Origin of the sequence: Streptomyces sp. NPDC020996 (genome assembly GCF_040641355.1) — a bacterium.
Lineage (GTDB): Bacteria > Actinomycetota > Actinomycetes > Streptomycetales > Streptomycetaceae > Streptomyces.
In genome coordinates, this window is the sequence record NZ_JBFADM010000028.1 from 31,387 (window position 1) to 56,605 (window position 25,219).

Consider the following 25,219-nt stretch of genomic DNA (forward strand, 5'->3'; position numbering starts at 1 on the left):
CGCGTCGCGGTGGGTGGGTGCGGGCCCCGGCCGGCGGGCCGGGGGGCGGCCGTTCACAGCCAGTTCTTGACCCGCTCGACGAGCCGGGCCGGGTCGGGGCCGACGGGAGTGACGTTGAGCATGGTCACGCCCGACTCCCGGAAGACTTCGACGCGGTCCCGCACGTAGCCCTCGGGGCCCGCCAGGCAGAGCAGTTCGCACAGTTCGGCGGGGACCGCGGCCTCCGCCTCCTTCTTGCGGCCCGCGAGGTAGTGCTCCTGGACGGCGGCGGCCTCGGCCTCGTACCCGTAGGAGCAGACCAGGTCGTGGTAGAAGTTGCGGCCGGGGGCGCCCATGCCGCCGACGTACAGCGCGACGAGGGGCCGCACCAGGTCGCGGACCGCCTCGGCGCCGTCGCCGATGGCGAGCAGCCCGCCCGCGACGACGGACAGCGGCCCCAGCGCCGGGTCGCGCCGGGCGGCGCCCTCGGCGAGCGGCTCGCCCCAGACCTTGCCGGCGTGTTCCGGCACGTACAGGAACGGCAGCCAGCCGTCGGCGAGTTCGGCGGTCATGCGGACGTTGGCGGGGCCGAGCGCGGCGACGTAGACGGGGATGGTGTCGCGGACCGGGCGGGTGAGCAGCTTGAGGGGTTTGCCGAGGGTGCCGCCCTTCTCCGGCGGCAGGGGCATGTCGTTGATGCCGTGGTGCTCGATCACCTCGCGCCGCCAGATGCGGCGGGCCAGGCCGATCGTCTCCCGGGTGCGGCCGAGGGGCTTGTCGTAGCGGCGGCCGTGCCAGCCCTCCACGACCTGCGGGCCGGACGCCCCGATGCCGAGCAGCGCGCGGCCCCCGGTGAGGGCGTCGAGTCCGGCGGCGGTCTGGGCGATCAGCGCGGGGGTGCGCGAGTACACGTTGAGGATGGCGGAGCCGATGCGCAGCCGCTCGGTGCGGGCGGCGAGGTAGCCCATGACGGTCGGGGAGTCAAAGCCGTAGGCCTCGGCCACCCAGATCGCGTCGAGGCCCGCCGGCTCCAGCGCGGCGGCCTCGTCGGCCGCGGTCCGCGGGTCGCCCGCGTACTGCAGGGGCATGGAGAGTTCCATCAGTTTCCGTCCTGGTCGGTGGTGCCGCACCGGGCCGCCGGTGCGAGTGCGGGAACGTCCCAGTCGCGGGCCACGTCGGTGTTGTGGATGCCGGGGACGGGGGGCGGCAGGCGCAGCGAGCCGGGCGTCGCGGAGAAGCGGGGCGCCACGCCCGGCTGGGTGACACCGTGGGCCTCGGTGAGGCTGCCGCGGTGGACGAGGTGCGGGTGGGCGGCGGCCTCCCGCAGGGACAGCACCGGGGCGACGCAGGCGTCGGTGCCTTCGAAGACGGCGGCCCAGTCGTCGCGGTCGGCGGTCTTGAACCGTTCGGCGAACCGGGCCCGCAGCCGCGGCCACCGGCGCGGGTCGTCGCGGTCGGGCAGTTCGTCGGCGGCGAGCCCGAGGAGGCGTACGAACTCGGCGTAGAACTGCGGCTCCAGCGCGCCGACCGCCATCCAGCCGCCGTCCCGCGTCTCGTAGACGGCGTAGTAGGGGCAGCCGCCGTCGAGGAGGTTGCGTCCGCGTCCGTCCTGCCAGAGTCCGGCGGCGAGCATGCCGTGCACGATGGCGGTCAGGTGCGTGGTGCCGTCGACGATCGCCGCGTCCACCACCTGTCCCTCGCCCGTGACGCGCGCGGTCAGCAGCGCGGCCAGGACGCCGACGGCGAGATAGAGGGAGCCGCCGGCGTAGTCGCCGAGCAGGTTCGCGGGGACGGCGGGCGGTCCGTCCGCGGCGCCGATCATGCCGAGCGCGCCCGCGGTGGCGATGTAGCCGATGTCGTGTCCCGCGCGGGGCGCCAGCGGCCCGTCCTGGCCCCAGCCGGTCATCCGGCCGTAGACCAGGGCCGGGTTGGCGGCCCGGCACTCCCGCGGGCCGACGCCGAGGCGTTCGGCGACGCCGGGGCGGTAGCCCTCGATCAGGACGTCGGCGCGTCCGGCGAGCGCGCGCACCAGCCCGGGTCCGTCCGCCGACTTCAGGTCGACCAGGACGGAGCGCTTGTTGCGGTTGGTGAGGTCGTGGACGGGGTCGACGGCCACGGGCGACGCGGTGGGCCGGTCCACGCGGACGACGTCGGCGCCCAGGTCGCCGAGGAGCATCGCCGCGAAGGGGGCGGGGCCGATCCCGGCCAGCTCCAGCACGCGCACGCCGGTCAGCGGTCCGGCGCGGCGGGCGGGTGAGGCGGTCGGGGAGGTGACGGTCGAGGAGGCGTGCGGGTCCGTTCCGTACGGCAGGGTGGCGCCGCTCGTCGAGCTCATGGGTCCCTCTCTCGGAGGAGGGCGTGCGACGGCCCTCCGGACTGGACTCTACTTAGCGCTCGCTAAGACGGTAGGGACGAGGGCGGGAGCGGTCAATAGCCGGAGCCGGGCTGGACGATCCTCGTTCGAAGCCGGATTGAAGAGGAGTTCTCTCCGCCGAGACCGTGAACCATTGCATCGAGGGGCTGGATCAGGAACGCTGAAGCCGGGCAGAAACTGAGCGGTCGATAAGCGATCAGGTGCGGGGCCGTCGGACCCGCCGTACGTACAATGCCGGTCGCCGGCGACACATCGGAGGAGCACCGTTGAGCACCCAGTCCAGCCAGGAGACCACCGCCGCGTCCCACTGGCGCGCCTATGGGCCACTCGACCTGCACCCGATCCTGATGCACGCCATGGAGGCGTTCAACGAGCACGGCTACCACGGCACTTCGGTACGCGACATCGCGGGCCGGGTCGGCGTGACCGTCCCGGCGCTCTACTACCACTACGAGAACAAGCAGGCGCTCCTCGCGACGCTGCTGGAAACCTCCATGAAGGACGTCCTCGACCGCTGCCGGGCCGCCGCCGCCGAAGCGGGCGACGACCCGCTGCCCCGCTTCTGCGCCATGGTCGAGTCCATCGTGCTCTACATGGCCCACCGCAAGGGACTGGCCTTCCTGGACACCGAGATCCGCAGCCTGGAACCCGGCAACCGGGCCCGGTACGTGGCGCTGCGCGACTACTTGGAGCACATGCTGCTCGACACGGTCGAGGCGGGCATCGCCCGGGGCGTGTTCACCACGCCGATCCCCGCGGACGCGGTCCGCGCCGTGCTGATCATGTGCCAGGGGGTGGCCAACTGGTACCGGGCCGACGGCCCGCTCACCGCCGAGGAGGTCGCCCAACGGCACGTCCTGCTCAGCCTCGGCACGGTCGGCCACCCGGGAGCGCTGAACGGCCTGGACGTGGTCCCCCGCCCCGCCGGCCGGCCCTCCGGCAGGGGGCGACGGCGCAGGGACTCGGGCGCCGCGGACTGACCCGGCACGGACGCCGGCCGACACGGACACTGACCGACGCGGCACGGACGCCGACCGACGCGGCACGGACAGCGTCGGCGACCGGTTCGCGGTCACCCGTACCGGGCATCAGGAAGGGGTGGGCCCGGTCGGGCAGGACCTGCGGCGGCCGGGTGGATAGTCACCGTGTGGCCGGACGGCCCAGGAGGGGAAGTGATCCGCCATGCGTACGCGACCGCGTACCCATCGGCGTTCCGTAGGAGTCGAGTACCTGCTGCCCGATGACGCCGAATCGGCTTTCCGGGCGCGCAGGTTGACCTGGCAGTTCCTGGTCTGGCGCGGCCACCGGACGGCGGGGCTGGACGCCGGGCACATCCACGACGCGGCCCTCGTCGTGTCGGAACTGGTCGCCAACGCCACCCGGCACGGCGGCACCTGCCGCCTGCGCCTTCAGGTGTCCGACACACAGGTGACCGTCGAGGTGTACGACCGCAGTCCCGGCCGGCCCCGTGTCCGGCCGCTCACGATGTGGGGCGAGAGCGGCCGGGGCCTCGCCATGGTGCACAGCCTGGCCCAGCGTCTCGACGTGGACCCGGTCAGCGGGGGCGGCAACCGGGTGCGCGCGGTCCTGGCGCTGTGACACCCGGCCCTGGCGCCGCGTGACGCCGGGCCCTGGCCCCGCGTGACACCCCGCCCTGGCCCCGTCTGGCGCCGGCCCTGGCCTCGTGCGGCGCTGGATCGCGGGCGCGGCCGTGGTCATGTCGCGCGAGCGCGACGGCTGAGGCATCGGCCCAGTGGCGCCGGTTGTCAACTTCTGTTCCGCGCAGGCCAGTTCCCGTCGAGGCATGGTCCCGTCCGGTCGCCGTCCGGTCATCCGCAGTCAGTCCCGCAGACCCGCTCCGGGGGCGCGGGCGATGTGCGTACGGTCCGGGCATCGGAGCGGGACGGGACGAAGACCGGCCCGCCGCAGTCGACGGACGACGACGGACGACAAGGGGAGGCGCTGTGGCGAGTGTGGAAGTGTCGCTGAAGGAGATGATGGCCGGCATCGAGGGTGCACTGGGGGCCGCGGTGGTCGACTACACCAGCGGGATGGCGCTCGGCACGCTGGGCGGCGGCAAGGACCTGGACCTGACGATCGCCGCGGCCGGCAACACGGACGTCATCCGGGCCAAGGTGCGCACCATGGAACAGCTGGGCCTGGCCAGCAGGATCGAGGACATCCTGATCACACTGGAGGGCCAGTACCACCTCATCCGCCTGGTGTCCGGCCGCAACGGCAACGGGCTGTTCCTCTACCTGGTCCTGGACAAGGCCCGCTCGAACCTGGCGATGGCACGCCACCAGCTGACGCGGGTGGAGGAACAGCTCGAGATCTAGGCCGTCCACCCGGGACCGGGGCTTCGCACGCCCCTGATGTGAAAACTTCTTCAAGTCACCACATCAGCATGATTCCAATGTGCGGTTGCGCGCGGGCCGGGGCGATAAGGATCAGCATCCCGGGGTGCCGCCCCGCGGCGGCGCCCCGGGACATCGCCGCGCCGCGGCCGTCCCGTCCGGTACCACCCGATCCTGCTGGGAGCGAGCGCCCATGCACGTCCCCCTCTACCAGGCCAAGGCCGACTTCTTCCGCATGCTCGGCCACCCCGTCCGCATCCGGGTGCTGGAGCTGCTCCAGCACGGTCCGGTGGCCGTGCGGGACCTGCTCGCCGACATCGACATCGAGCCGTCCAGCCTCTCGCAGCAGCTGGCCGTGCTGCGGCGGTCCGGCATCGTCGTCTCCGTACGGGACGGCTCCACCGTCCGCTACGCCCTGGCCGGCGGTGACGTCGCCGAGCTGCTGCGCGCGGCGCGGCGCATCCTCACCGAGCTGCTCGCCGGGCAGAACCAGCTCCTCGCCGAGCTCCGCCAGGCCGACACCCCGGCCGTCGCCCCGCCGTTCCCGCAGCCGCGGCCGCCGTTGAGGGCACGGTGAGCCCGTCCCGCGGTGAGCCGGGCGGCCGGATTCCGCCGGCCTCGGGGGCGTCACGCCGGACGCGCACGGCACCCCTGACGCATCAGTGCGCCGGCGTGCGTGGCCGGATCGTTTCCGTCGGTCACAGAACCGGCCGCGGGCTGGGTATCCCTGCACTCGGGACGGCCGGCACGGGCCGGAGCGGGCGGCACGTCGGGGGGAGTCGGCACTGTGGCACGCCAGACGTGGACTCCCGGCCGCCGTGAGTCGCGTCGTGCCCGCAGACGACGCGCCGTACGTCTGCTGCGCGATCAGGGACGCTACGGGCCCGGGCTGCGGGAGGTGCTGCCGGCGCTCGCGGGGCTGGTGGCGGCGGTGTGCGCGGTGGTCGCGGCGCTGGCCGCGGGATACCGCGCCGCGGGAGTCGCCGTCCCGCTCGCCGGTGTGGTGGCCGTCGGCCTCGCCGTCACGGTCGCCGTCCGGCGCCGGTCACCGGCCGCGCGCCGCCGGCTCGGCTACTACACCCCGGACGAGTTGCTCGAACTGGGCACCCAGGAACTGGCGTTGGCCGTCGCGCGCATGCTGCGGCGGGACGGCTGGCGGGTGCGGCTGCTGCCGGCGCCCGACCGTCCGCGGCTGTGCGCCCGGGACCGGGACGGCCGTCGGCTGGAGGTGGCCTTCCGCCCGGTGGCCGAGCCGCTGCCCGACGAGGATCTGCCGCATCCCCACCCGCACCGCGGCGGCGAGGAGCCGTATCTCCGTCTGGTCGTGCATCGCGGCACCTTCGCCGACCGTGACCTGCGGTGGGCACGGCGTCAGGGCAGGACGTGTCTGGTCGACGGCTTCGCCCTGCGCCGCTGGGGGCAGGGCACCCGCCTGAACGACCTGGTGGGCGGCGGCGGTTGAGCACGCGCCGCGACATCGCGCCGGCGCGGCCGGCCGCGTCGGCCGGCCGCGGTGGCGACACGTGCGGCGTGTCAGATCCGCCCGCCGGTCAGGCGGGTGATCGGACCGTGCGCGCACCGGCCCGCACGCCGGCCCACCGCGTACGACGTGGCGCTCAGCGCCGTCAGGCCCGCGCCCACGCCCGCCGCGACGAGCTTGCGGTGCGAGATCACCGTCCACGCCGTCCTGGCGAGCGCGGCGGCCTGCCCGGACGCGGCGACGACGGCCTGCCGTCCCGCGTCGACGCTCCTGGCCGCGGTCTGCACGGCCTGGCCGGCCGTCCCGGCCGTGCGCTCGGCCGTGTCCTTCGCCGTGTCCTTCGCCTTCGACGCCGTGTCAGCACTCGTCGCAGCGGCCTTGTCCGCCGCCTTCGACGCGGGGGCGGTCGCCTTTCCGGCGGTCCGCCGGGCCTTGGCGGCCGTGCTCCGCGTCGCTGCGGAATCTCGACTCGGTTTGCTGTTCGGTTCACTCATGGACACCGCGTTGCCGCTCAGACCGACGGCAAACCCGCCCCGCCCGGCGCGCGTTCGGCGGGGCCGCCCGGCCTCCGGCGGCAGCGGAACGCGCCACTCCCGCCATCGGCGCACTAGGGTGGCCGCATGCATGAGGTGGAGGTGCTTCAGCTGCTCGTCTCCCCCGCGCACCGGCTCGCCGGGCGACCGGCCGACGGGCCTTCGGACGGGCCGGCGGACGAGCGGGTGCGTGAGGTGCAGGTGCGCAGCGGTCTCGGGCTGGTCGGCGACCGTTACTTCGGCCGGCCCGCGCACCGCGATGCGGCCGTCACCCTGATGGCCGTGGAGAACCTGCCCCGGCACATCGCCGCCGAGGCCGACCTCCGGCACACCCGCCGCAACATCCTGCTCCGCGGCGTCGACATCGACGCCTTCGTCGGCCGCACGATCGAACTCGACTCCGGCGCCGGTCCCGTGACGTTCCTCGTCAACCGCCCGGCCCGGCCCTGCGCCTGGATGGACGTCACCATCGGTCCGGGCGCGCAGAAGGCCCTGCGCGGCAAGGGCGGGGTGCGGTGCACTCCCCTGTCCGACGGTGTGATCGGCCTCGGAAGGGCCGTCTTCCGGTGCGTCGACGCGGCCGCCGACAGCCGCGACGACGCCGGACGGTGAGCGACGCGCGACCGGTCGTGAGCGACGCGCGACCGGTCGTGAGCGACGCGCGACGGGCGGTGAGCGACGCGGTGAGCGACGCGCCGCGCACGCCGGGCCGTACCCGGCCGGCGGGTCACGGCTGCGAGGTCTCGGATTCCAGAGCGGCTCGGGTCGCCTCGCCGTAGACGCCCGGTTCGTCCTCCAGGACGACACGGGTGAACTGGTAGCCGCGGACGGCGCTCTCCACCTCGCTGTCGAAGTCGCCGTCCGCGTCCCCGTGGTACAAGCCCACCTGGCGCAGGCGGAGTTGGAGCTCGGTGACCTCCGCTCCCCGGTCGCCGAGGCGCAGGACGGGTGCCCCGCCGTCGGACTCACTCGGCGCGGGCACGGGCGCGGTCGTGACGGCGGCGTCGGCGGGGGTCCGGGTCGGGGAGGCGAACCCGGTCGGGTCGGCGGTAGCGCTGTCGGTCGGCGTGCTGGCGGGCGAGGACGCCGGGGCCGCGGAAGACGGCGCGAAGGAGACCGTGGGAGATGCGTATCCGGACGACGGGGTGCCGCCCGTGGACGCGTCCGGCAGCGCCGCCCGCACGCCGTCGGTGCCGGAGCCGTCCCGCGAAGGGCCGGTGTAGAAGAAGAGTCCCCCGACGAGACCGCCCGTCAGCAGAACGGCCCCGGCGGCTCCCGCTCCCATGACCAGGGTCGCGCGGCGCCGTCGCCGGGGGCCGGGAGCACCGTCCGGCAGGGGCTGCGGGTTCGGCGCATCCGGGAGCCGTGGGGGCGGACCGTCCTCGGCGGCCGTCGCCGGCAGAGGCACGTCGGCGGGCCCGGCGGTGGCCCCGGCCGCTTCCGCGGAGCCGGTCGGCTCATCCGGGCCGTCCGCGGCATCCGGGCCGTCCGGGGCATCCGGGGCATCCGGGGCATCCGGGGCATCCGGATCCTCGGCGGTGACGCCGACCTCCACGAACGGCCGTATGCGCAGGGGGGAGAAGTCCTCCGCGACCGCCGCCTCCGCCGTACGCGTCTCGCGGTGAGCGTCGGACGCGCGTCGGGCGCAGGAGCAGGCCGGCGTGCCGTCCGCGGCCCGGGGGGCGTTGCACTCCGGGCAGACGGGCCCCGTCGGTTCACTCACGCACGTTCCCTCTCGATTCGATCTTCAGATTTTAAACAGCTTTCCCCCACGCGATCTCCACGACCGCCGGAAGCCGACGGAAACCGACGGAAACCGACGGGCCCGGGGAACGCGACCGTCCGCCGCACGGGTGCCGTACCGCGCCAGCCGGGCGGCGCGGGGTATTCGCCGACCATGACGATGATCGGGACACACCGGTGAGGAGCGGGCCCTCCGGGCACGGACCGCCGGTCCGCCGGTCCGCGGCGGCCCTGGCCTGGTGGTGCGCGCTGTTCCCCCTGTGGTTCCTCTTCACCGGGCAGTTCGACGGCCTGACGGCCCCCTGGGCCGCCGGTGCGGCCTGCGCCGCGGCGGTCCGGGGTCGTGCTGGTGACCGGGGCGACTGTCGGTGGGCCCGCGGCCCTGGGGCGGACTGGGGGCTGACGCTGCACTGACACACCGGCCCCCACGACCGGTCGAGCCCTGGCGCGTCGGGCAACGGCCCGTCATGCCCTGGCGGCGGTCAGCCGGGCGGCGAGGTCGCTGAGATCCTCGGCCGTGTGCGTCGGCGGGGTCGTCGTACGGGGCAACCGGCCGATGGGCCCGCGGCGCGGCCAGGTGCCGCCGAGTCCGGTCCGGCGGGCGCCGTCGACGTCCCGGGGGTGCACGGCGACGAGAAGCGCGCGTTCTGGTGGTACGCCCGCGTGGCCGACGGCGTACCGGTACGCGGCCGGCGCCGGCTTCCAGGCGCGCGGGCCGCTGACGTCCAGCAGCCCCTCGAAGGCGTCCGCCACGCCCGCGGCGGTCAGCAGCCACTCGGCCAGGGCCGCGTCACCGTTGGTCATGGTCACCAGCCGGAACCCGGCGGCGCGCAGGTCACTCACGGTCTTCCCGCCACGGGGCCCCTCGCCGCAATCGCACCGTCGCCCGGAGGACGGCCCAGGCGGAGACGCGGCGCACGTCGTCGTGGTGACGCACCCCGCACCCCGCACCCCGCACCCCGCACCCCGCACCCCGCACCCCGCGAAAGCGCTCTCATGTCGTACCGCACGAGGTCAAGGTGCCCGTCGCGAGCCGTCTCGCCGTCATATTACTGAACCGTAACCTATCGAGGACTACCCCGGGTAACACGGCCGCGGTTACGGTCCTGACACTTCGTCTAAGAACGGTGCGGGGCGGCGGCTGGACGACCGCGGTCCCGTACCGCAGGCCCCTGCCCCCACGGGCCGTCACCGCCCGAGCCGCAGCCGAAGGCTCGGCCTCCCCACAGCCCCGGAGATCCGCCATGCCCGTTTCCGCCCGCCTGCTGGCCGCGGCCGTCACCACCGCCGCCTGTCTGGGTGCCACGGCCCTGCCCGCCGCCGCCGCTGCCCCGCAGTCCGACGCCGTGGTCTCGCGCGGCGTCACCATCCCGGATTTCTACTCCCCGCCCGCGAACCTGCCCGCCGCGAACGGCACCCTGGTCCGCAGCGAACCGCTCCCCCTCGCACTGAGCCTGCCGGGCCTCGACGGACCGCTGCCCGGCACCGCCACCCGCCTGATGTACAAGTCGACCGATTCCAACGGCGGTCCGGTGGCGGTCACCGGCGCCTACATCGAACCGTCCGCCGCCTGGAAGGGCAGCGGAGCCCGGCCCTTGGTCGCCGTGGCCCCCGGCACCATGGGACAGGGCGACCAGTGCGCCGCGTCCCTCGGCCTGGAGCATCCCCTGCTGGTCAACGGCCAGACGCTGTCGGTCGGTTACGAGGACCTGGCCATCTACCGCCTGCTGGCCCGGGGCATCGCCGTGGTCGTCACCGACTACGCGGGCCTCGGCGCCACGGACCGGCTGCACACCTACGTCAACCGCGTGGACGAGGGCCACGCCGTCCTCGACGCCGTCCGCGCCGCGCGCTCCCTGCCCGGCACCTCGCTCACCTCCGCCTCGCGCGTGGCCCTGTTCGGCTACAGCCAGGGCGGCGGCGCGACCGCGGCGGCCGCCGAACTGCAGCCCTCCTACGCGCCCGACGTCCCCCTCGCAGGCACCTCCGCGGGCGCCCCGCCCGCAAACCTGATCGAGGTCACCAAGGGCATCGACGGCACCGAACTGACCGGCGCCCTGGGCTGGTCGGTCAACGGCTTCCTGCAGTCCGACCCGGCGCTGCAGCCGGTCGCCGGCGCCCACCTGAACGCGGCGGGCAAGGCTGCGCTGAAGGACCTGTCGACCATGTGCGTGGGCGACGCGCTGCTGTCCTACGGCTATGCCCGCAGCACCAAGTGGACCACCGACGGACGCTCCCTCAGCGACATCATCGAGGCGGAGCCGATGCTGAAGGGCTTCCTGAACGAGCAGCGCATCGGCACCATGAAGCCCGCCTCCCCGGTGCGGGTGGCCACCGGCACCAGCGACAACCTCGTGCCCCACGCCCAGGCGCGCCGGCTCGCGGTCGACTGGTGCGCCAGGGGTGCCGACGTGACCTACAAGCCCGTCGTCCTGCCCAGCCTGGGCAGCGCCCTCATCAACCACTTCACGCCGCTGCTCACCGACCAGGGCGACGCCATCGACTGGCTGACCGACCGGCTCAACGGCAAGTCCGCCGCCTCCAACTGCGCGAGCCTGCCCCTCCAGCCCTGATCAAGCCCTGATCAAGCCCTGACCCGGCCGCGGCGGGCGGCGGGTACGGGGCGACGGCGAAGTCCGGTAGCGCTCGACGCGACGGGACTTCGCCGTCAGCCCTCCCCCACGTGCCCGGGACCGGGCGGCGCCCCGGACGAGGTGCGGTGCCGGCCGACATCGCGGTCGAGCCGCCAGTCGCGGACCGCCAGGACCAGCGCGCCCAGGACCGGCACCACGCCGAGTCCGACGGCGGCCGCCACGGCGGCCCGGTAGTCGTGGTGACCGGCGACGAGCACCATGTAGAACACCCCGGGCAGCGCCGCCGTACCGACGGCGCCGCCCAGTCGCTGCCCCGTCTGCAGCGCGCCGCCGGCCGCTCCGGCCATCCGCACCGGCACGTCCCGCAGCGTCATGGTGACGTTCGGGGAGATGACGCAGCCGCTGCCCACGCCGCCGAGGAGCAGCGCGGGGAGGGCGAGCCACACCATGCTGCCGGCGGGCGCCCAACGCAGGACGGCCGCGGTCGCGCCGAGGCCGACCGCCACGCCGGCCAGCCCGCAGACGGTCAGCAGCCGGCCGAGCCGCTCCACCAGCCGGCCGGCCGCCGCGGCGGCGACCGCCGACCCGATGGCGAACGGCGTCACCGTGAGCCCGGAGCGCAGCGGCGAGTAGTCCAGGCCGTTCTGCAGGAACAGGGCGAAGACCAGCCACACGCCGCTGAAGCCGACGAAGTACAGAGTGGCGATGGCGGCCCCGGCGGCATATCCGCGCGTGGCGGTCACCAGGCTGGGATGCAGCAGCGGCCGGCCGCCGCGGCCCGCGACCCGCCGCTCCCACCGGGCGAAGACCACCAGCAGGGCCAGACCCGCGGCGAACAGCCACCACAGCCGTCGCACGCCGCCGGACTCGGCGAGGACGAGTGGCAGCATCAGCGCCAGCACCCCGCAGCCCAGCAGCGCGACGCCGCCCAGCTCGAGGCTCTCGCGGCGGCCCGCGGCCGTCCTGGGCAGCAGCCTGAGTCCCAGCACGAGCGCGATCACGCCGACCGGCACGTTGACGTAGAAGATCCAGCGCCAGCCGTCGGGGCCGGCGGCCAGCTTCAGGATCAGACCGCCCACCACCGGGCCGACGGCGCCGGAGACACCCACCGTCGCGCCGAACATGCCGAAGGCGCGGCCGCGTTCGGCTCCCCGGAACATCTGCTGGATGAGGGCGGAGTTCTGCGGGGCGAGACAGCCCGCGGCCACGCCCTGGGCCAGGCGGGCCACGACGAGCAGCGTGATCGTGGGAGCGGCTCCCGCGATCGCGCTGCACACCACGAAGGCCGTCAGCGCCAGCAGGAAGACGCGGTGCCTGCCGACCGCGTCGCCGATGCGGCCGGCCGTCACCAGCACCAGCGCGAAGGTCAGGGCGTAGCCGGAGACGACCCACTGGATGGCGGGCGCCGTCGTGTGCAGGTCGCGTTGCATCGACGGCAGCGCCACCGCGACGATCGTCACGTCGAGCAGGCTCATGAACCCGGCTACCAGGGTGACCCACAGGGCCCGCCATCGCCTGGGGTCGTTGCCGCCGTCCGCTTCGTCCGGCGTCTGCCGGTCCGTGCCCGCCCGTGTCCCGAAGTGCACCAGTTCTCCAGTCTCCGCCCGACTCCGCCCGACTCCGCCAGGCACGCGGGTGTCACCACCACGCCCGCCGCGTCCGCCGCGTCCGCCGGTACGGGTTACCACCGCAGGGCATCCCGCACGCCGGACGGCGGATCGGGTGCAGCACGGCAGGCCGCTCCCACCCCCTCCCGCGGAGGACTTCCGGTCCCGGTCCGGCGATCCGGCGTACGCCCTCGTGCCGCCGTGAGCCTTGTATGCGCCGCCGCTCCGGAGGGCAGAATGCGCCGTGCCGGGGGTCACGGCGGCCCGGACGGCCGCGGGCCCCGGTATCAGGTCCCTCGAGGAACTCGAGAAAGAGGTCGGCTCCCGTGCTGCTGCGTCTGCCTGCGTCCGTGCCCGAAGCTCAGGAGTGCATGGCCGCGGGAGCGGTGCCGGTCGGAGGGGCGACCCTCGTGTGGGCCGTCTGGCAGCGCGACGGCTTCCCCGAGCAGGCGATGTCGCTGCGCAACCTGCCGGAGGCCAACGTGATCGCCCGCGACGGGCTGGGCGCCGCCGTGGTGCTGAACCGCGTCGACGACCGCGTGCCGGAGGTGCTCAGGCGGGCGGCCTCGACGGTGGGCACCGGGGCGGTGCGCAGGACCGCCACCGTCAGCGGCAACCTCGTCGGCAGCACGCTGCGCTGCCTGCTGCCCGCCGCCCTCGTCCTGGACGCCCGGGCGACGGTGCTGGAGCGGGACCGCACGCACGAGAGCCCGCTCGCCGAGGTGGTGGCCAAGCAGCCGCTGCTGCTCGGCATCCGGTGGCGCGAGCCGGTCGCCAGCAGCTACCGCAAGCTGGCCGCCGAACCGGGCGGGCCGCCGCCCCTGGTCGTCGCCGCCGCGGTGCACGACGAGGGCGGCGGACGCCGTCACCTGCGGGTCGCCGTCCGCGACGGCTACGACGTGCTCAGCGACAGCGTCCCCTGCGACGGTGACACCGGGCAGACGGTCCGGACCCTGAACGAGGGAACCGTCGGCACGCTGCACCCGGAGGCCCGGGATGTGGTCGCCCAGCAGGTCACCGACCTGCTGACCCGCGCGGCCGGCACCTGAGCCCGACCGACAGCGCCGACCCCGCCCGAGAGGGCCCTGCCGGCAAGGCCGTGTGCGACACCGCGACCGGAGACCTCCGCCGCAGGCGCCGAGCACCCGCGGCAGCGGCGGCGGCCGTCACGTCTTCCGCTGGGCGGGGAATCGGGCGGGGCCGCCGTCCAGGGTGACGTTCAGGCCGGTGGACGTGACGTCGAGCACCGTGGCCTTCAGGCCGAGGGGGTGGTCGGCGTCGGCGCGGCCGGCCAGGTTGCTCTCGATCCGGTCGACGAGCCGGGCGGGTGCGGGGCTGCCGAGGACCTCGGCGTCCTCGAGGCGCAGGGTCAGGCGCCCGTCCTCGATGCGGGGCCGCAGCGTGGCCCGGCCGAGGCCGCCCTTCAGTTCGAGGGTGATGGTGTCGGCCGCGGCGTCGAGGTGCACGGCGGTGATCGGCAGCCGCTTGCCGCGCGCGCCGGCCATGCTCTGCAGGGACTCGGCGGGGACGTCGGCGTGGGTGCGGGCGACCGTGCCGGAGCGGCTGCCGGTCAGCCGTATGTCGTTCAGGCGGACGCGGACGGACACGTCGGTGAGGCGGCCGAGGGTGGCGTGGTCGTCGCTGATCGTCACGGAGTCGAGGTGCCGGTCGAGCAGGGCGAGCAGGGCGGGGCCGCCGTCGATGTCGACGCCGCTGTCCTCTCCGAGGATGCGCCCGGCCGCGGCCGTCAGGCGACTGTGCAGCAGGGTGCGGGCGGCGGCCTCGGCGACACCGGCGACGAGCCGCACGACGGCGAGGACCACAGCGATGACGGACGCGGCGCGGTGCCGCCGGAAGAGGGACCGGATCACCGCTGCTCCCCCAGGGCGGTCGCCACGGCCGGGCCCGGCATCGTGCCGGGCGCGTCGGGCGGCGGCGCGGACCCTTCCGGGTCGAGGTGGGGCAGGATCCGGTCCAGCCGGCGCGGCAGCCACCAGTTGGCGCGGCCCAGCAGGTACATGGTGGCGGGGACCAGAACCAGCCGGACGAGGGTGGCGTCGATGACGACGCTGACGCCGAGACCGAGGGCCGGCATCTTGATCACCACGTTGGCGGACAGCAGGAAGGCCAGGAAGACGCTGGTCATGATGAGGGCGGCGCAGGTGATGACGCGGGCGGTGTCGGCCAGGCCGGTGGCGACGCTGAGGTGGTTGTCCCTGGGTTCGTCGACGCCGAGCAGCGAGCCGCCCCAGCCCCACTGGAAGACCGCGACGACGACACCGTAGGCGGCGCCGATCGACAACAGGTTGAGCAGGGCCGCCTTCAGGGCGACGAGGAGGCTGCGGAAGACGACGAGCAGCAGCAGGAAGGCCGCCGCGACGACGACCGCGATGATGACCGGCAGCCGGTCCACCACGACGTCCCGGAGTGCGCCCCACCGGCGCGGTGGACGGGCCGGCGGCGGCCGTCGTCGACAGCGGCCGGCGAGGGGCCCTGCTCGCGGATCCACGTCTCCTCCGACCGGGGAGACGCGGATCACGACACCGCAGTCGTAGGCCGGTGATCCTCGGGTACCCGGCCCCTCGTGCACGATCCGCACGGCGGCGCCGGGGCCCGGCCCCGCCGCCGACCAGCGACAACGAAAGGCACAGGCGTGAGCACAGTCAAGGAAACCGTGGAAGTCGAGGTCCCTGTCCACACCGCCTACAACCAGTGGACCCAGTTCGAGGAATTCCCTCAGTTCATGGAAGGCGTCGAGGAGATCAGGCAGCTCGACGCCGGCCACAACCACTGGGTCACCAAGATCAGCGGCGTGCGGCGGGAGTTCGACACCGAGATCGTCGACCAGCTTCCCGACGAGCGGATCACCTGGCGCACGACGAGCGGTGACACCCGCCAGAAGGGCACGGTGCGGTTCGAGCGCGTCGACGACACGCACACCCGCGTGGAACTCGTGATGGACGTCGAGCCCAACGGGGCCGCGGAGAAGACCGCGGACATGCTGGGGGTCATCGACCGGCGCGTCAAGGGCGACATGCGGCGCTTCAAGGAGTTCATCGAGGGCCGCGGGGGCGAGTCCGGAGCCTGGCGCGGGCGTATCCGGCCCGGTGACGTCTAGGTCAGTACTGAGTCAGTACTTCCAGGACGTCGAAACCTTGACGTGAGGACCGCGGCGAAGCGTCTCAGCCGGGGCACGGCGAAGGCGCTTCGCCTCTTCACGCCCGGAGCGAACCGCCCGCGCCCGCCTCGCGGGCGGTTCGCCTCCGTGGCCGGCGCCGGGGCCTCATGGGCTGTCGCCGTGCCAGTCGAAGCGGCGGCCGTCCTGGGGACGCGGGACGTACAGGGCGCGGCCGCCGGGGCCGTAGCGGCCTATCTCGGTGTCGAGCGCGACACCGTGCCGCAGTTCGTGGCCGGGCCTGCCGGTGGTGTCCAGAAGCAGCCCGTCGAGCGGGCCGCCGACCAGTTCCACATAGGTGCGGCCGGGTCGCGGACCGGCGTCGTCGTGATCGGCGCCGTAGACCCGGCCGCGCATGAACTCCGTCTCGTCCATGTCCGCAGCCTCGCATCCGCCACTGACAACGGCCTCCCCGCGGCCGTTGTCAGTGGCGGATGCGGCGCGTCAGCCGCGCCCCTGGACGCGTGCCTGCCGCCGCCTGCCGGGCTGCCTCACCGCACGAAACGGCGCTTCGAACGCGCCAGCACGATCAGACCGGCGATCAGCAGGACGGTGCCGGCCGCGGCGGGCCACAGGGTCGTACCCGTTTCGGCGAGTCCGCCGCCCTGAACCGCCTGCTGTTCCGCCTGGCCGGCCGCGACGGGCGCGTTCGGGGCCGCCGCCTGGGACTGCGCGGCGGCGCCGGCGTCCGTGGCGCTGTCGTCGCCCTTCGCGTTGTCGTCGCCCGCCGCGGCGGCGCTCTCGCGGCTCGAGGACGTGGCGTAGACCCGCGGGTTCGTGGTGCTGGACAGGGTCGGCCGACCGTCGTCCGCCTGGCCGGTCTGCGGCGCCGCGGTGGCGGACCCGGCCCCCTGGCCGTCCCCGCCGCCGGGGGCGGGCGGCTGGGTGGCAGGAGTCTCCTCGGACGGCGTCTCCGACGGTGCCTCGGACGGCTGCTCGGTGGGCGCGTCCGTGGGCTGCTCCGTGGGCTGTTCCGTGGGCTGTTCCGTGGGCTGATCGGTCGGCTGCTGCGTCGGCTGCTGCGTGGGCTCGTCCGTCGGCTGCTGGGAGGCTCCCCCGCCCGAGCCCGGGTCCGCGCCGCCGCCGGCTCCGGAACCGCACTGCCGGCCGCTGTTGACGCAGTCGGCGATCTCCTGCGCCAGCCCCCCGGTCGTGATGCTGATGAAGTCGTCGTGGTCGGTGGCCGCCTTGTGCAACTGCTCCGGGAAGCCGTCCACCGCGTAGGCGTTCTTGACCTGGCCGTTCTCGACGGTCGGCGCCGGAACGTCGTACACCAGGCGCATCGTCAGCTGCGGGATCGCCTTGAAGCCGTTGCCGCAGTTGCCGCTCGCGTCGGCGAAGGCGACGTGCGTGCGGTGGTTGGCGCTGTCGGTGTTGCGGCCGTCCCAGCAGCTCTGGAAGGCGAAAGAGCGCACCACCTTGCTGCCCTGCGGACAGATCGGGTACTGCTCGGTCAGCTGGACCTTGTCCTCGAAGCCGGTGCAGCTCCAGTGGGCGTTGGCGTTCGCCAGGCCGTTGGTGGTGGTCTTGGCGTCACCGGTGATGATGCGCAGGAACTGCGGCATCGCGACGACCTTGCCGGTGGGGCTGCCGACGTACTTGATCTCGGCTTCCTGCGCGGTCAGGATCCGGCCGACGTTGCCCTCCTTGCCGCCGCCGTCCTGGTTCTGGTCGAACTCCTGCGTGCCGTCCTGCAGCCGCAGCACCGGCCAGTAGTACGACGACAGGTCGTCCTTGTTCTCGCAGCTGGTGCCGCCCTCCAGGAACGTGTCGTTGCTGGAGAAGGCGTTGATCTTCTGGTTGCCGACGTAATCGTGGGTGTGGTGCGCGCCGTTGGTCACGCCGGGCGCCACGATCACGTTGTCGGTGTTGTAGTTCTTGTTGGCGTTCACCCCGCACCTGGTGGTGAAGGAGCCGGTCGAGGCGTCCGCGGTGGTGCGTGGCGCGGCGGGGACGTTCGGCTGGACCTTGGTGATGTCCACGAAGTCCGCCGCGACCGGGCCGTTGCCGGCCTGACCGCCGTTGCCCGCCTGTCCTCCGCCGTCGCCCTGCTGGCCCTGGCCCTGGCCTTGGTCCTGGCCCTGGCTCTGGCCCTGGTCCTGGCCGCCGGTCTGGGCGTCGGGGACGGTCAGTGTGCAGGCGGCCAGGGAGTCGAGGCCGGCCGGGCGGTCTCCGACGCGGTCGATGGCGACGGCGATGCGCTCGATCGTCGCGGCCCGCTTCTCCTTCAGCGGGTTCATGATGGCGTTGTCGGCGAAGCCGCTGTCCTGCCGCTGGTCCGGGCCGGTCGTCTGCAGCCGCTGGTAGGCCTCCGCGATCTGCTGGTCCAGCAGGGCGAGTTCCTTGTCGACGTCCGCCCGCGCCTGGTCCGGCACCTGCGTCAACCGGGTCCCTACGTCGGGGCAGTCGATGGTGCCGGCCATGGTGCTGCGGGTCTGGGCCGCGTCACCGCCGGAGCCGCCCTCGGTCGCCGAAGCGTAGACGTTCACCCCGACCAGCCCGCCTCCGCCCAGGATCAGCGCGAATGCCGCGAAGGTCGCGCGGCGTGGGCCTGTCGGGCGTCTGCGCGTACTGCGTCCCACGAGAACTCTCCTACGGATCACGGCGGTCGGGCATGGAAATCCCTCGCCCCATACGGACGGCGGCAGCCGGGTGTTCAACCGCCCCACGAATTCATAGGAAGATCTCAGCCGGACACGGTCCCCACGCGCCGTCGATTGCCGCCCCGGCTGCGGGGAACCCGGGGACGGCCGTACGCACTCACACGTCTGGAGAGCACCATGAGTCTGTTGCGCGTGGCCGGCCGTCCGATGCTCGCCTCGATGTTCGTCACCGCGGGTCTGAACTCCGTCCGTGCGCCCGAGGACGTGGCCCCGGCGGCCGAGCCCGTGGTCCGGCCCATCACAGAACGTGTGCCGGTGTTGCCAGACCGCACCGAGCAGCTCGTACGCCTCAGCGGGGCCGTGCAGGTGGCGGCGGGTGTGCTGCTGGGCATCGGCCGCATGCCCCGGCTGGCCGCGCTGGCCATCGCCGGCACGCTGGTGCCCACCACCCTGGCGGGCCATCGTTTCTGGGAGGCCGACGACCCCGCCGAGCGGACCCAGCAGCGCATCCACTTCCTGAAGAACCTGTCGATGCTGGGCGGTCTGCTGATCGCGGCCGACGACACCGGGGCCGCTCCGTCGCTGGTGTGGCGCGGCCGGCACGCCGTGCACGACGTGCGGCGCGACGCGCGGCTGGTGCGGCGGACCGCCCGTGTCGCCGCCCGGCCGGCCGCCACGGCCGGCAGCCTGCGGGCCAAGCTGCCGCACTGACGGACGCCCGGGGACGGGCGCCGGCGCACACGCGGGCCCTCCCGCCCGCGCTCCCGCGCTCCCGCGCTCCCGCGGCGGGGCGCACCGGCCGGAGCCGGTGCGCCCCGTGGCGTCAGGACACCACCGCCTGCGCGTACGGAACGAGCCGGACGGGACCGACCAGGCCGTAGTCCTGGCGGGCCGCGGTGCCGAACACGGACGGCTGGGCCACCCGGAGCCGGTTGATGAGCGGGGTCGCCACTTCGATCTCGATGCTGTTGTCGCCGCGGCGCAGGTAGGGGCCGACGTCGACGACGGGGTGCAGGCGGTCGACCGCGGGCACGGAGGTGCCGTTGACGGTGACACGGACGGTGTCGGAGACCTGCCCGAGTTCGAGGACGGCCCCGTGGGACGCGGTCCAGTCGTCCGGCAGCGTGACCTCGGTGCGGTAGCGGCCGACGCCCGCGGAGTCGGCCAGTTCGGGGATCTTGGACCAGGGCGCGAGCGTGTCCAGGGTCAGGGTGCGCCGGACGCGCTCGGTGCGGGTCGCGTCGGAGCCGGGGTACCAGTCCTCGACCTCCAGTTCCCACGTGGCCGGGGTGATCGGGTCGGGCACGGACGGCAGGGTCGTGGTGACCGTGCTGCCGTCGGACAGGCGGGTGGTGCGGGTGCCCGCCGTGCCGGCCCGCACGGTCAGTCCGCGGCCGGCGAACAGCACGGTGTCGGCGTCCGAGGCGACGGCGTGCGGGCGGTTGCCGTAGCGGTCGCCGAACAGTCCGGGCCGCCCCAGCGCGACGATCACCGTCTCCCCCGGCTGGAGCGTGACGCGCAGGGTGACGTCGTCGCCGTCCTGGGTGTAGCGGGCGAGCCGTACCGCCCGTCCCGTCCAGGCGTCGAGGAGGTACGGCACCGTCGCCCCGCGGCCCCGGGTGCTGCGCAGGGTGACGTCGTGGTCGATGGCGGCCACCGCGGGCTTGACGGTCTCGGCGTGCTTGCCGTTGCACAGGTAGTAGAAGTCCACGTCGCCGGTGGCCCGGTGGGCGTTGAGGAGCGTGGAGGGGGTGGCGTAGCGGACGTCGGGGGTGACGCCGAGCTTGGCGAGCGCGTCGCCGACGGCGGCCTTGTCGGTCACGCGGACGACGCTCGGCAGGGCGAGCAGCCGGGCCAGGATCGCGCGCAGCCGGTCGGTCTCCCCGTCGTCGGGGACGCCGGGGGTGAGTGCCTGGTCGAAGGCGCCGAACAGGACCATCGGCAGGCCCGCCTCGGCCAGCTTCAGCAGCTTGCGCGCGTCGTCGACGGCGAGCGTCGGGGTGGAGCCGTAGAAGAAGTCGCCCTCGACGAACAGCGCCTTGTAGGCGGGCCCGTCGGGCGCCAGCCGACCGCCGGAGACGGTGGCGCTCGGCAGGTCGAGCAGCGGGCCGCTGAGGAACTGGTGGGTCCAGCCGAGGGGGATGCCGGTGGCGGTGAACCAGGACGCGCCGATGCCGGTGGCCGTGTAGCCGGTCTGCCGGAAGACGGCGACGTCGGCGCGGGCGGTGCCGGTCTGCAGCACCCGGTGGACGCGGCCGAGGTAGTCGGAGATGTCCTCGACGTGGCCCCAGGTGGGCTGCCGGGGTCCCCACGACTCGCCGTAGCCGGGGGCGCCGTTGTACGGGCTGAAGGCGGCGAACCCGGGCCAGCTCACCTGCGGGGCGGTGGCGTAGGAGAAGCCGTGCACGACGGTCTGGTTGACGCCCGCCGCGTACGCGCCGCCCATCGTCCGCAGGAAGCGGTCCCACGTGGTGCTGTACGCCGTGCCGTTGTACGCGCCGGCCTCGCAGGACAGCACCGTGCGCCCGGCCATGTCGCGGCCGCCGGCCAGGCAGCGGTAGTCGTCGAGGTTCTTGAAGCCGAGGGACTCGCCCTCGGGGATGTCCAGGATCGCCGCCGAGGCGATGGCGTCGGTCTGCAGCCCGTAGGGCTGCGAGCGCAGGGACATGTCCAGCGAGTGCGCCCAGGTCTTGAGGGCACGCAGGTGGTGGGTGTTGAACAGGTCGGAGACGGTCGCCCAGAAGTCGTGCCTGATCTGCCGGGTGAGCTGGGCCTCGAAGGCGAAGACCTGGTTGCCCTTGTCGAGGATGACGGCGGGCAGGTACGGCAGCAGGGGGCGCCCCGTGCGCTTCTCGAACGCGTCGGGCAACTGCGCGGTCCAGTTGAGGCCTTGGGTCTCCAGTTCCACGGAGTCCTCGAAGAACGCGCCGCCGGCGGCCTTCAGGAGGATCTTCAGCGACGGCGTCAGCAGGGAGTCCCAGTAGTCGGTGACGGCGGCGGTGCCCGCGGGACTGAAGTGGTCGACGGCGTAGGCGGCGGGCGAGGAGTGCGGGCCGGACTCGGGCTGCTGGCCGGAGCCCCGCTGCCAGTAGGAGATCAGCACCCAGTCGCCGTCCGCGGGCGCGGTCCAGGTGAGGGCGCCGTCGGTGACGGTGGCGGTCAGGTCGCGGACGGCGGCCAGGTCGAGGCCGGTCTCCTTGCGGGTGGAGTTCGCGGTGTTGACGCGGGCGGCCTGGACGGCGAGGAGCTGCCGGCGGGTGACGCCGGAGGCGGCCGCGCGCAGTGGCTCCGGGACCGGACCCTGGTAGGTGGTTCCGCCGGGGACCGAGACGCGGCCGTAGGCGAGTTCCTGGGCGGCGGCCGCGTCGTCGGGGGTGATGCCCGGTACGGCCACGGGCCAGCTCGGGCCGAGGGTGAGGTCGACGGTGAGGCCGCGTCTCGCGGCGCGGCGCAGGGCGGCCTCGACGCCGTCGAGCCACGGTCTGCTGCCCCAGCCGTGACGGGCGGTGTCCAGCACCGACTTGTCCTTGATGCTGTGGTGGACGGCGGCGATCTCGACGCCGCCGAAGCCGGCGTCCGCGATCTGGTCGATCTCGCGGGCGATCTCGTCGGGGTCGACGAGGCCGTCCGGCCACCACCAGCGGAACTTGGGGCGCACCGAGCGCGGGGGGTCGGCGAACCAGTCGGCGGCGGGAGCTGATCCGGCGCCGGCGGGGAGTGCGGTCGCGGCGGGCGCCGCGACGCCGAGGGCGGCCACGGCGCCCGCGGCCAGAGAGGCGGCCAGGACCGCGCGCCGCGACATCCCGCCGCGCTGCGAGACGAGTTCATGCATGTGCGCCCCAAGGGGTGAGTCGTGCAAGGGACTGAATCGTTTCAATCCTCTGTAAACGCCGGAACGTTAAGCCCCGCGCCGAGACAGGGTCAAGAGGTCGGCACCGGCCGATCCGACGGGCACACGAGCGGCGCCCGGCTCTCGGATAAGGTGTCCGCCTCGACGAGGGGAGCGCGGACACATGCCGGCCAGGACGGGCAGCGCACAGCGCGTTTTGGTCAACGCGGCATTGCTGGCAGGGGTGTTGACCGGCTGCTCGGAGGCGCCGCCGGACGACGCGCAAGCCTCGGCGAACGCGTCGGCGGACGCGAAGTCGGCGGTCGCCGTGAGCGGTGGCAGCATCGGCGCCGCCGGCTCGGCGTGCGGACTCCCGGTCACCTTCGACATCGCCGAGGGCTGGAAGGCCGAGGCCGTCGACGCGGAAGCCGCCCCGGAGAAGGCCGGCGGCTCCGGCTCCGGCATCGGCGGCGAACTCGCCGACGCCGTGCTGCACCAGGGCCCGGTCACCGTCGCGTGCGAGGTGGACGCCAAGCCCGCCGGGCACATCGGCTACCTGCGGGTGTGGACCGGCGATCCGGGCGAGGACGACGCACGCGCCGTGCTCGAGGCGTTCGTGGCGGCCGAGGACGGCGCGAGCCGGGCGAAGTACCGCACCTTCCGCACGGGCGGTCTCACCGGCGCCGAGGTGGAGTACCTGTACACGAGCGAACTCCTGGACGAGACGAAGAGGGAACGCGCCCTCGCCGTCACGACCTCCGGCGGGCCGGTCGTCCTGCACCTCGGGGGAATGGACACCGAGGAGCACGAGGCGATGCTCCCGGCGTACGAACTCGCCAAGCGGACCCTGCGGGCCGACTGAACGGGTCCGCTGAACGGGCCGGCCCCGCAGGTCCGGACCCGGACGACATCGCACCGGCGAGGCCGCTGGCGCGCCGGCCGTCTGTCCGCTCCGGGCGCGAACTCGTGCATGCATCGGCACAGACCCGCATATGCGAGTTATCCATCCTTTCTGCCGCACCAGCGAAACACGCCTTTCTGCTACCCCAGCGAAACACGTAGACCAGCCATCAGACCCGGCCCGGGCAGGTCCGCCCGGGCCGGACGGGCGCGGGGGGCGCGTTCCATCGACCTTCTCGACCTGTGCTTTTCGCGATACAGCACCACTCACCGCCCTCCACCGAGCCCCGAGAGACACGACGAAGCGGGCGTGCTTGCGTGATCGACCATGGAAAGTTTCGAGTTTTGACGGGGTTATCGACAACAGACATCCGATGAGTCGACGCTGTGCCTCATGGGTCGCAGACATTTCCTCGCCGTGTCGACCGCCACCGCAGCCGGCATGGCAGGCCTCGTGTCGGCCGGGGTCGCGCGTGCCGCCGACGGAGCCGACGACGACCGGCCGTTACCGGAGGGCGCGTCGGACCAGCCGCGGCCGTGCCCGGTGAGTTCGCGCTCCGGTACCCCCGGCAGACGGAGTCGGCCTGCTGGTCTCGATCGGCACGAGCCAGACGGACCACCAGGACCCGGCCGGCGATCACGCCGCCCGTGCCGGCGCTCCGCTCGACGCGGCGTCGGACACGGAACTCCGCAAGCGCCATGGCCACTGATCCGCAGCTGGTCGCGCTGCACTTCCAGTACGGGCGCTGTCTGCTGATCTCCTCGTCCCGTCCCAGGACCCGGCCCGCGAACCTCCAGGGGGTGGTCGGCACGGTCTTCGACGTGCTCGCCGACCTGTCGGACGCCGGGGCGAGAACCGCTGAGGTGCAGTACGGGGCAGGCGGCTGGGTCACCCACCACGTACCGACGCCTGGCGCGGCACGGCACGGCACGGCACGGCACGGCACGGCACGGCACCGGTGGACGGATCCCCGGGGACAGCACCGCACCCGCCCGGCCGGGGCAGCCCACTCGATCAGACCCGGCGGCTCCCAGGGCCTCAGCCGCCCGGCGCCGGGTCGCGCTTCGATCAGCACCACCGACCGCACCGCGGACCACAGGGATCGACCACCCAGGTGCCCGCCGGGCACCGGTAGGGGAAGGCGGATGTGATGCTGACGAGGACGCAGCGGGATCCCGTCGCCGGGGATGTCGTCGCCCTCGTGAGGGCGGCGCAAGCCGGCGACCGGGCGGCGTTCGCCGATCTGGTCGCCGCGCACCTGCCCGTGCTCTACGGTTTCGTCGGCCGCGCGCTGAACGGGCACGCCGACGTCGACGACGTCGTCCAGGAGACCGTCATCCACGTCATGCGCGGCCTCGGCGGTCTGCGGAGACCGGAACGGTTCCGGTCCTGGACGATCGCCATCGCGTACCGAGAGGTGCAGGCACAGCTGCGTCGGCGTGCGCCGGACCTGGCGCGCTGCCGACAACCTGTTCCCGAGCCGGCCGACCCGGGCGCCGACCTCGCCGAGCGAACGGTGACCGCGCTCATGCTCACGGACCAGCGGCGGGAACTGGCGGAAGCGGCCCGCTGGCTGGACGAGGGCGACCAGCGGCTGCTGTCGCTGTGGTGGCAGGAGGTCACCGGCCGGATCACCCGCGCCGAGCTGGCGGCGGCGATGTCCGTCACCGCGAAACACGTCACGGTGCGCGTAGGGCGGATGAAAGTGCGGCTCGATGCCGTGCGAGCCGTCGTCCGCGCCATGCACGCGTGCCCGCGCTGCCCCGCGCTCGATGGCCTCCTGCGCGGCTGGGACCACACCCCCGGCCCACGGTGGCGCAAGAGGCTGGTCCGGCACGTACGCGACTGCCGGTGCTGCGGACAGCACCGGCGGGGCCTGCTGACGCCGGAAGCACTGCTGCCCGGTGCCCCGGCGGAACCGGGGAGGCCCCGCGGGAGCACCGGGCACACCGGGCCGTGACGCACAGTCCGCCGACCGGCCCGTGAGGCCGGCTCGCCGGCCGGCGAGCCGGCGTCTCCTGGCGCGACCCGACGCCCCGGGACC

General features: G+C 74.0%; 23 protein-coding genes and 1 pseudogene. 13 read left to right on the forward strand and 11 right to left on the reverse strand.

Annotated elements, in window-relative coordinates; translation table 11 throughout:
- Positions 1 to 53 precede the first annotated feature (53 nt).
- On the reverse strand, positions 54 to 1,079 hold the full coding sequence (locus AB0G63_RS20155; protein ID WP_360751866.1) for an LLM class F420-dependent oxidoreductase: 1,026 nt from the start codon (positions 1,077 to 1,079) through the stop codon (positions 54 to 56).
- Positions 1,079 to 2,314 carry a CaiB/BaiF CoA-transferase family protein gene (locus tag AB0G63_RS20160; RefSeq protein ID WP_360751869.1) on the reverse strand — a complete coding sequence of 412 codons (1,236 nt, stop codon included), beginning with the start codon at positions 2,312 to 2,314 and terminating at the stop codon, positions 1,079 to 1,081. Before AB0G63_RS20160 ends, AB0G63_RS20155 begins: the two co-directional genes overlap by 1 nt.
- A gap of 305 nt (positions 2,315 to 2,619) precedes the next feature.
- On the opposite strand from AB0G63_RS20160, the gene AB0G63_RS20165 reads away from it, so the two are divergent.
- The 5 genes from AB0G63_RS20165 (at position 2,620) to AB0G63_RS20185 (ending at position 6,172) form a co-directional block, all read left to right on the forward strand.
- Complete coding sequence (locus tag AB0G63_RS20165) at positions 2,620 to 3,333, forward strand: TetR/AcrR family transcriptional regulator (RefSeq protein WP_360751871.1); 714 nt, start codon at positions 2,620 to 2,622, stop codon at positions 3,331 to 3,333.
- A gap of 202 nt (positions 3,334 to 3,535) precedes the next feature.
- Positions 3,536 to 3,952 (forward strand): ATP-binding protein, encoded by a 417-nt coding sequence (locus AB0G63_RS20170; protein WP_360751874.1) that lies wholly within the window; start codon positions 3,536 to 3,538, stop codon positions 3,950 to 3,952.
- Positions 3,953 to 4,317: 365 nt separating this feature from the next.
- A complete protein-coding gene (locus AB0G63_RS20175; protein WP_324788276.1) occupies positions 4,318 to 4,692 on the forward strand; it encodes a hypothetical protein in 375 nt (124 codons plus the stop codon).
- Between the two features lie 211 nt (positions 4,693 to 4,903).
- Positions 4,904 to 5,287 (forward strand): metalloregulator ArsR/SmtB family transcription factor, encoded by a 384-nt coding sequence (locus AB0G63_RS20180; RefSeq protein WP_360751877.1) that lies wholly within the window; start codon positions 4,904 to 4,906, stop codon positions 5,285 to 5,287.
- A gap of 210 nt (positions 5,288 to 5,497) precedes the next feature.
- Complete coding sequence (locus AB0G63_RS20185; protein WP_360751881.1) at positions 5,498 to 6,172, forward strand: hypothetical protein; 675 nt, start codon at positions 5,498 to 5,500, stop codon at positions 6,170 to 6,172.
- Between the two features lie 71 nt (positions 6,173 to 6,243).
- Here AB0G63_RS20185 and AB0G63_RS20190 read toward each other — a convergent pair whose 3' ends face one another.
- The gene (locus AB0G63_RS20190; RefSeq protein ID WP_360751884.1) at positions 6,244 to 6,684 is read right to left on the reverse strand and encodes a hypothetical protein; all 441 of its coding nucleotides are present in this window, start codon (positions 6,682 to 6,684) and stop codon (positions 6,244 to 6,246) included.
- A gap of 126 nt (positions 6,685 to 6,810) precedes the next feature.
- Between AB0G63_RS20190 and AB0G63_RS20195 the strand changes: the two genes are divergently transcribed.
- On the forward strand, positions 6,811 to 7,335 hold the full coding sequence (locus AB0G63_RS20195) for a molybdenum cofactor biosysynthesis protein (protein ID WP_360751887.1): 525 nt from the start codon (positions 6,811 to 6,813) through the stop codon (positions 7,333 to 7,335).
- A 115-nt stretch (positions 7,336 to 7,450) separates the two neighbouring features.
- Here the strand turns inward: AB0G63_RS20195 and AB0G63_RS20200 are convergent, their stop codons facing one another.
- On the reverse strand, positions 7,451 to 8,446 hold the full coding sequence (locus AB0G63_RS20200) for a peptidoglycan-binding domain-containing protein (RefSeq protein ID WP_360751889.1): 996 nt from the start codon (positions 8,444 to 8,446) through the stop codon (positions 7,451 to 7,453).
- Between the two features lie 485 nt (positions 8,447 to 8,931).
- On the reverse strand, positions 8,932 to 9,309 hold the full coding sequence (locus AB0G63_RS20205) for an HAD family hydrolase (RefSeq protein ID WP_360751892.1): 378 nt from the start codon (positions 9,307 to 9,309) through the stop codon (positions 8,932 to 8,934).
- 401 nt (positions 9,310 to 9,710) lie between these two features.
- On the opposite strand from AB0G63_RS20205, the gene AB0G63_RS20210 reads away from it, so the two are divergent.
- A complete protein-coding gene (locus AB0G63_RS20210; RefSeq protein ID WP_360751895.1) occupies positions 9,711 to 11,039 on the forward strand; it encodes an alpha/beta fold hydrolase in 1,329 nt (442 codons plus the stop codon).
- A 95-nt stretch (positions 11,040 to 11,134) separates the two neighbouring features.
- Here AB0G63_RS20210 and AB0G63_RS20215 read toward each other — a convergent pair whose 3' ends face one another.
- The gene (locus AB0G63_RS20215; RefSeq protein ID WP_360752006.1) at positions 11,135 to 12,562 is read right to left on the reverse strand and encodes an MFS transporter; all 1,428 of its coding nucleotides are present in this window, start codon (positions 12,560 to 12,562) and stop codon (positions 11,135 to 11,137) included.
- A gap of 431 nt (positions 12,563 to 12,993) precedes the next feature.
- Here AB0G63_RS20215 and AB0G63_RS20220 point away from each other — a divergent pair, with 431 nt between their 5' ends.
- The gene (locus AB0G63_RS20220; RefSeq protein WP_360751898.1) at positions 12,994 to 13,716 is read left to right on the forward strand and encodes an FAD binding domain-containing protein; all 723 of its coding nucleotides are present in this window, start codon (positions 12,994 to 12,996) and stop codon (positions 13,714 to 13,716) included.
- A 117-nt stretch (positions 13,717 to 13,833) separates the two neighbouring features.
- Here AB0G63_RS20220 and AB0G63_RS20225 read toward each other — a convergent pair whose 3' ends face one another.
- Together AB0G63_RS20225 and AB0G63_RS20230 are read right to left on the reverse strand one after the other, a co-directional pair.
- Positions 13,834 to 14,538, reverse strand: a complete 705-nt coding sequence (locus tag AB0G63_RS20225; RefSeq protein ID WP_360751901.1) for an LmeA family phospholipid-binding protein — start codon at positions 14,536 to 14,538, stop codon at positions 13,834 to 13,836.
- Positions 14,535 to 15,095, reverse strand: a pseudogene (locus AB0G63_RS20230) (MMPL family transporter); the annotation flags it as partial. The pseudogene AB0G63_RS20230 and the gene AB0G63_RS20225, both read right to left, overlap by 4 nt.
- A 225-nt stretch (positions 15,096 to 15,320) precedes the next feature.
- On the opposite strand from AB0G63_RS20230, the gene AB0G63_RS20235 reads away from it, so the two are divergent.
- Positions 15,321 to 15,785: an SRPBCC family protein gene (locus AB0G63_RS20235; protein WP_360751904.1), complete on the forward strand. Its 465-nt coding sequence runs from the start codon at positions 15,321 to 15,323 to the stop codon at positions 15,783 to 15,785.
- Positions 15,786 to 15,950: 165 nt separating this feature from the next.
- On the opposite strand, the gene AB0G63_RS20240 is transcribed toward AB0G63_RS20235, so the two are convergent.
- Both AB0G63_RS20240 and AB0G63_RS20245 read right to left on the reverse strand, forming a co-directional pair.
- Entirely contained in the window at positions 15,951 to 16,217 is a 267-nt protein-coding gene (locus tag AB0G63_RS20240) for a hypothetical protein (protein WP_360751907.1), read from the reverse strand.
- A 116-nt stretch (positions 16,218 to 16,333) separates the two neighbouring features.
- Positions 16,334 to 18,424 (reverse strand): DUF1996 domain-containing protein, encoded by a 2,091-nt coding sequence (locus tag AB0G63_RS20245; RefSeq protein WP_360751910.1) that lies wholly within the window; start codon positions 18,422 to 18,424, stop codon positions 16,334 to 16,336.
- 198 nt (positions 18,425 to 18,622) lie between these two features.
- On the opposite strand from AB0G63_RS20245, the gene AB0G63_RS20250 reads away from it, so the two are divergent.
- Positions 18,623 to 19,156, forward strand: a complete 534-nt coding sequence (locus AB0G63_RS20250; RefSeq protein ID WP_360751912.1) for a DoxX family protein — start codon at positions 18,623 to 18,625, stop codon at positions 19,154 to 19,156.
- A 112-nt stretch (positions 19,157 to 19,268) separates the two neighbouring features.
- Here AB0G63_RS20250 and AB0G63_RS20255 read toward each other — a convergent pair whose 3' ends face one another.
- Complete coding sequence (locus AB0G63_RS20255) at positions 19,269 to 22,277, reverse strand: glycosyl hydrolase (RefSeq protein WP_360751914.1); 3,009 nt, start codon at positions 22,275 to 22,277, stop codon at positions 19,269 to 19,271.
- Positions 22,278 to 22,458: 181 nt separating this feature from the next.
- Between AB0G63_RS20255 and AB0G63_RS20260 the strand changes: the two genes are divergently transcribed.
- The 3 genes from AB0G63_RS20260 to AB0G63_RS20270 all read left to right on the forward strand — a co-directional run bounded on the left by AB0G63_RS20260 (position 22,459) and on the right by AB0G63_RS20270 (position 25,135).
- The gene (locus AB0G63_RS20260; RefSeq protein ID WP_360751916.1) at positions 22,459 to 23,136 is read left to right on the forward strand and encodes a lipoprotein; all 678 of its coding nucleotides are present in this window, start codon (positions 22,459 to 22,461) and stop codon (positions 23,134 to 23,136) included.
- Positions 23,137 to 23,873: 737 nt separating this feature from the next.
- Positions 23,874 to 24,326, forward strand: coding sequence for a hypothetical protein (locus AB0G63_RS20265; protein WP_360751919.1), 453 nt, complete (start codon positions 23,874 to 23,876; stop codon positions 24,324 to 24,326).
- Complete coding sequence (locus AB0G63_RS20270) at positions 24,326 to 25,135, forward strand: sigma-70 family RNA polymerase sigma factor (RefSeq protein WP_360751920.1); 810 nt, start codon at positions 24,326 to 24,328, stop codon at positions 25,133 to 25,135. Before AB0G63_RS20265 ends, AB0G63_RS20270 begins: the two co-directional genes overlap by 1 nt.
- Positions 25,136 to 25,219 lie beyond the last annotated feature (84 nt).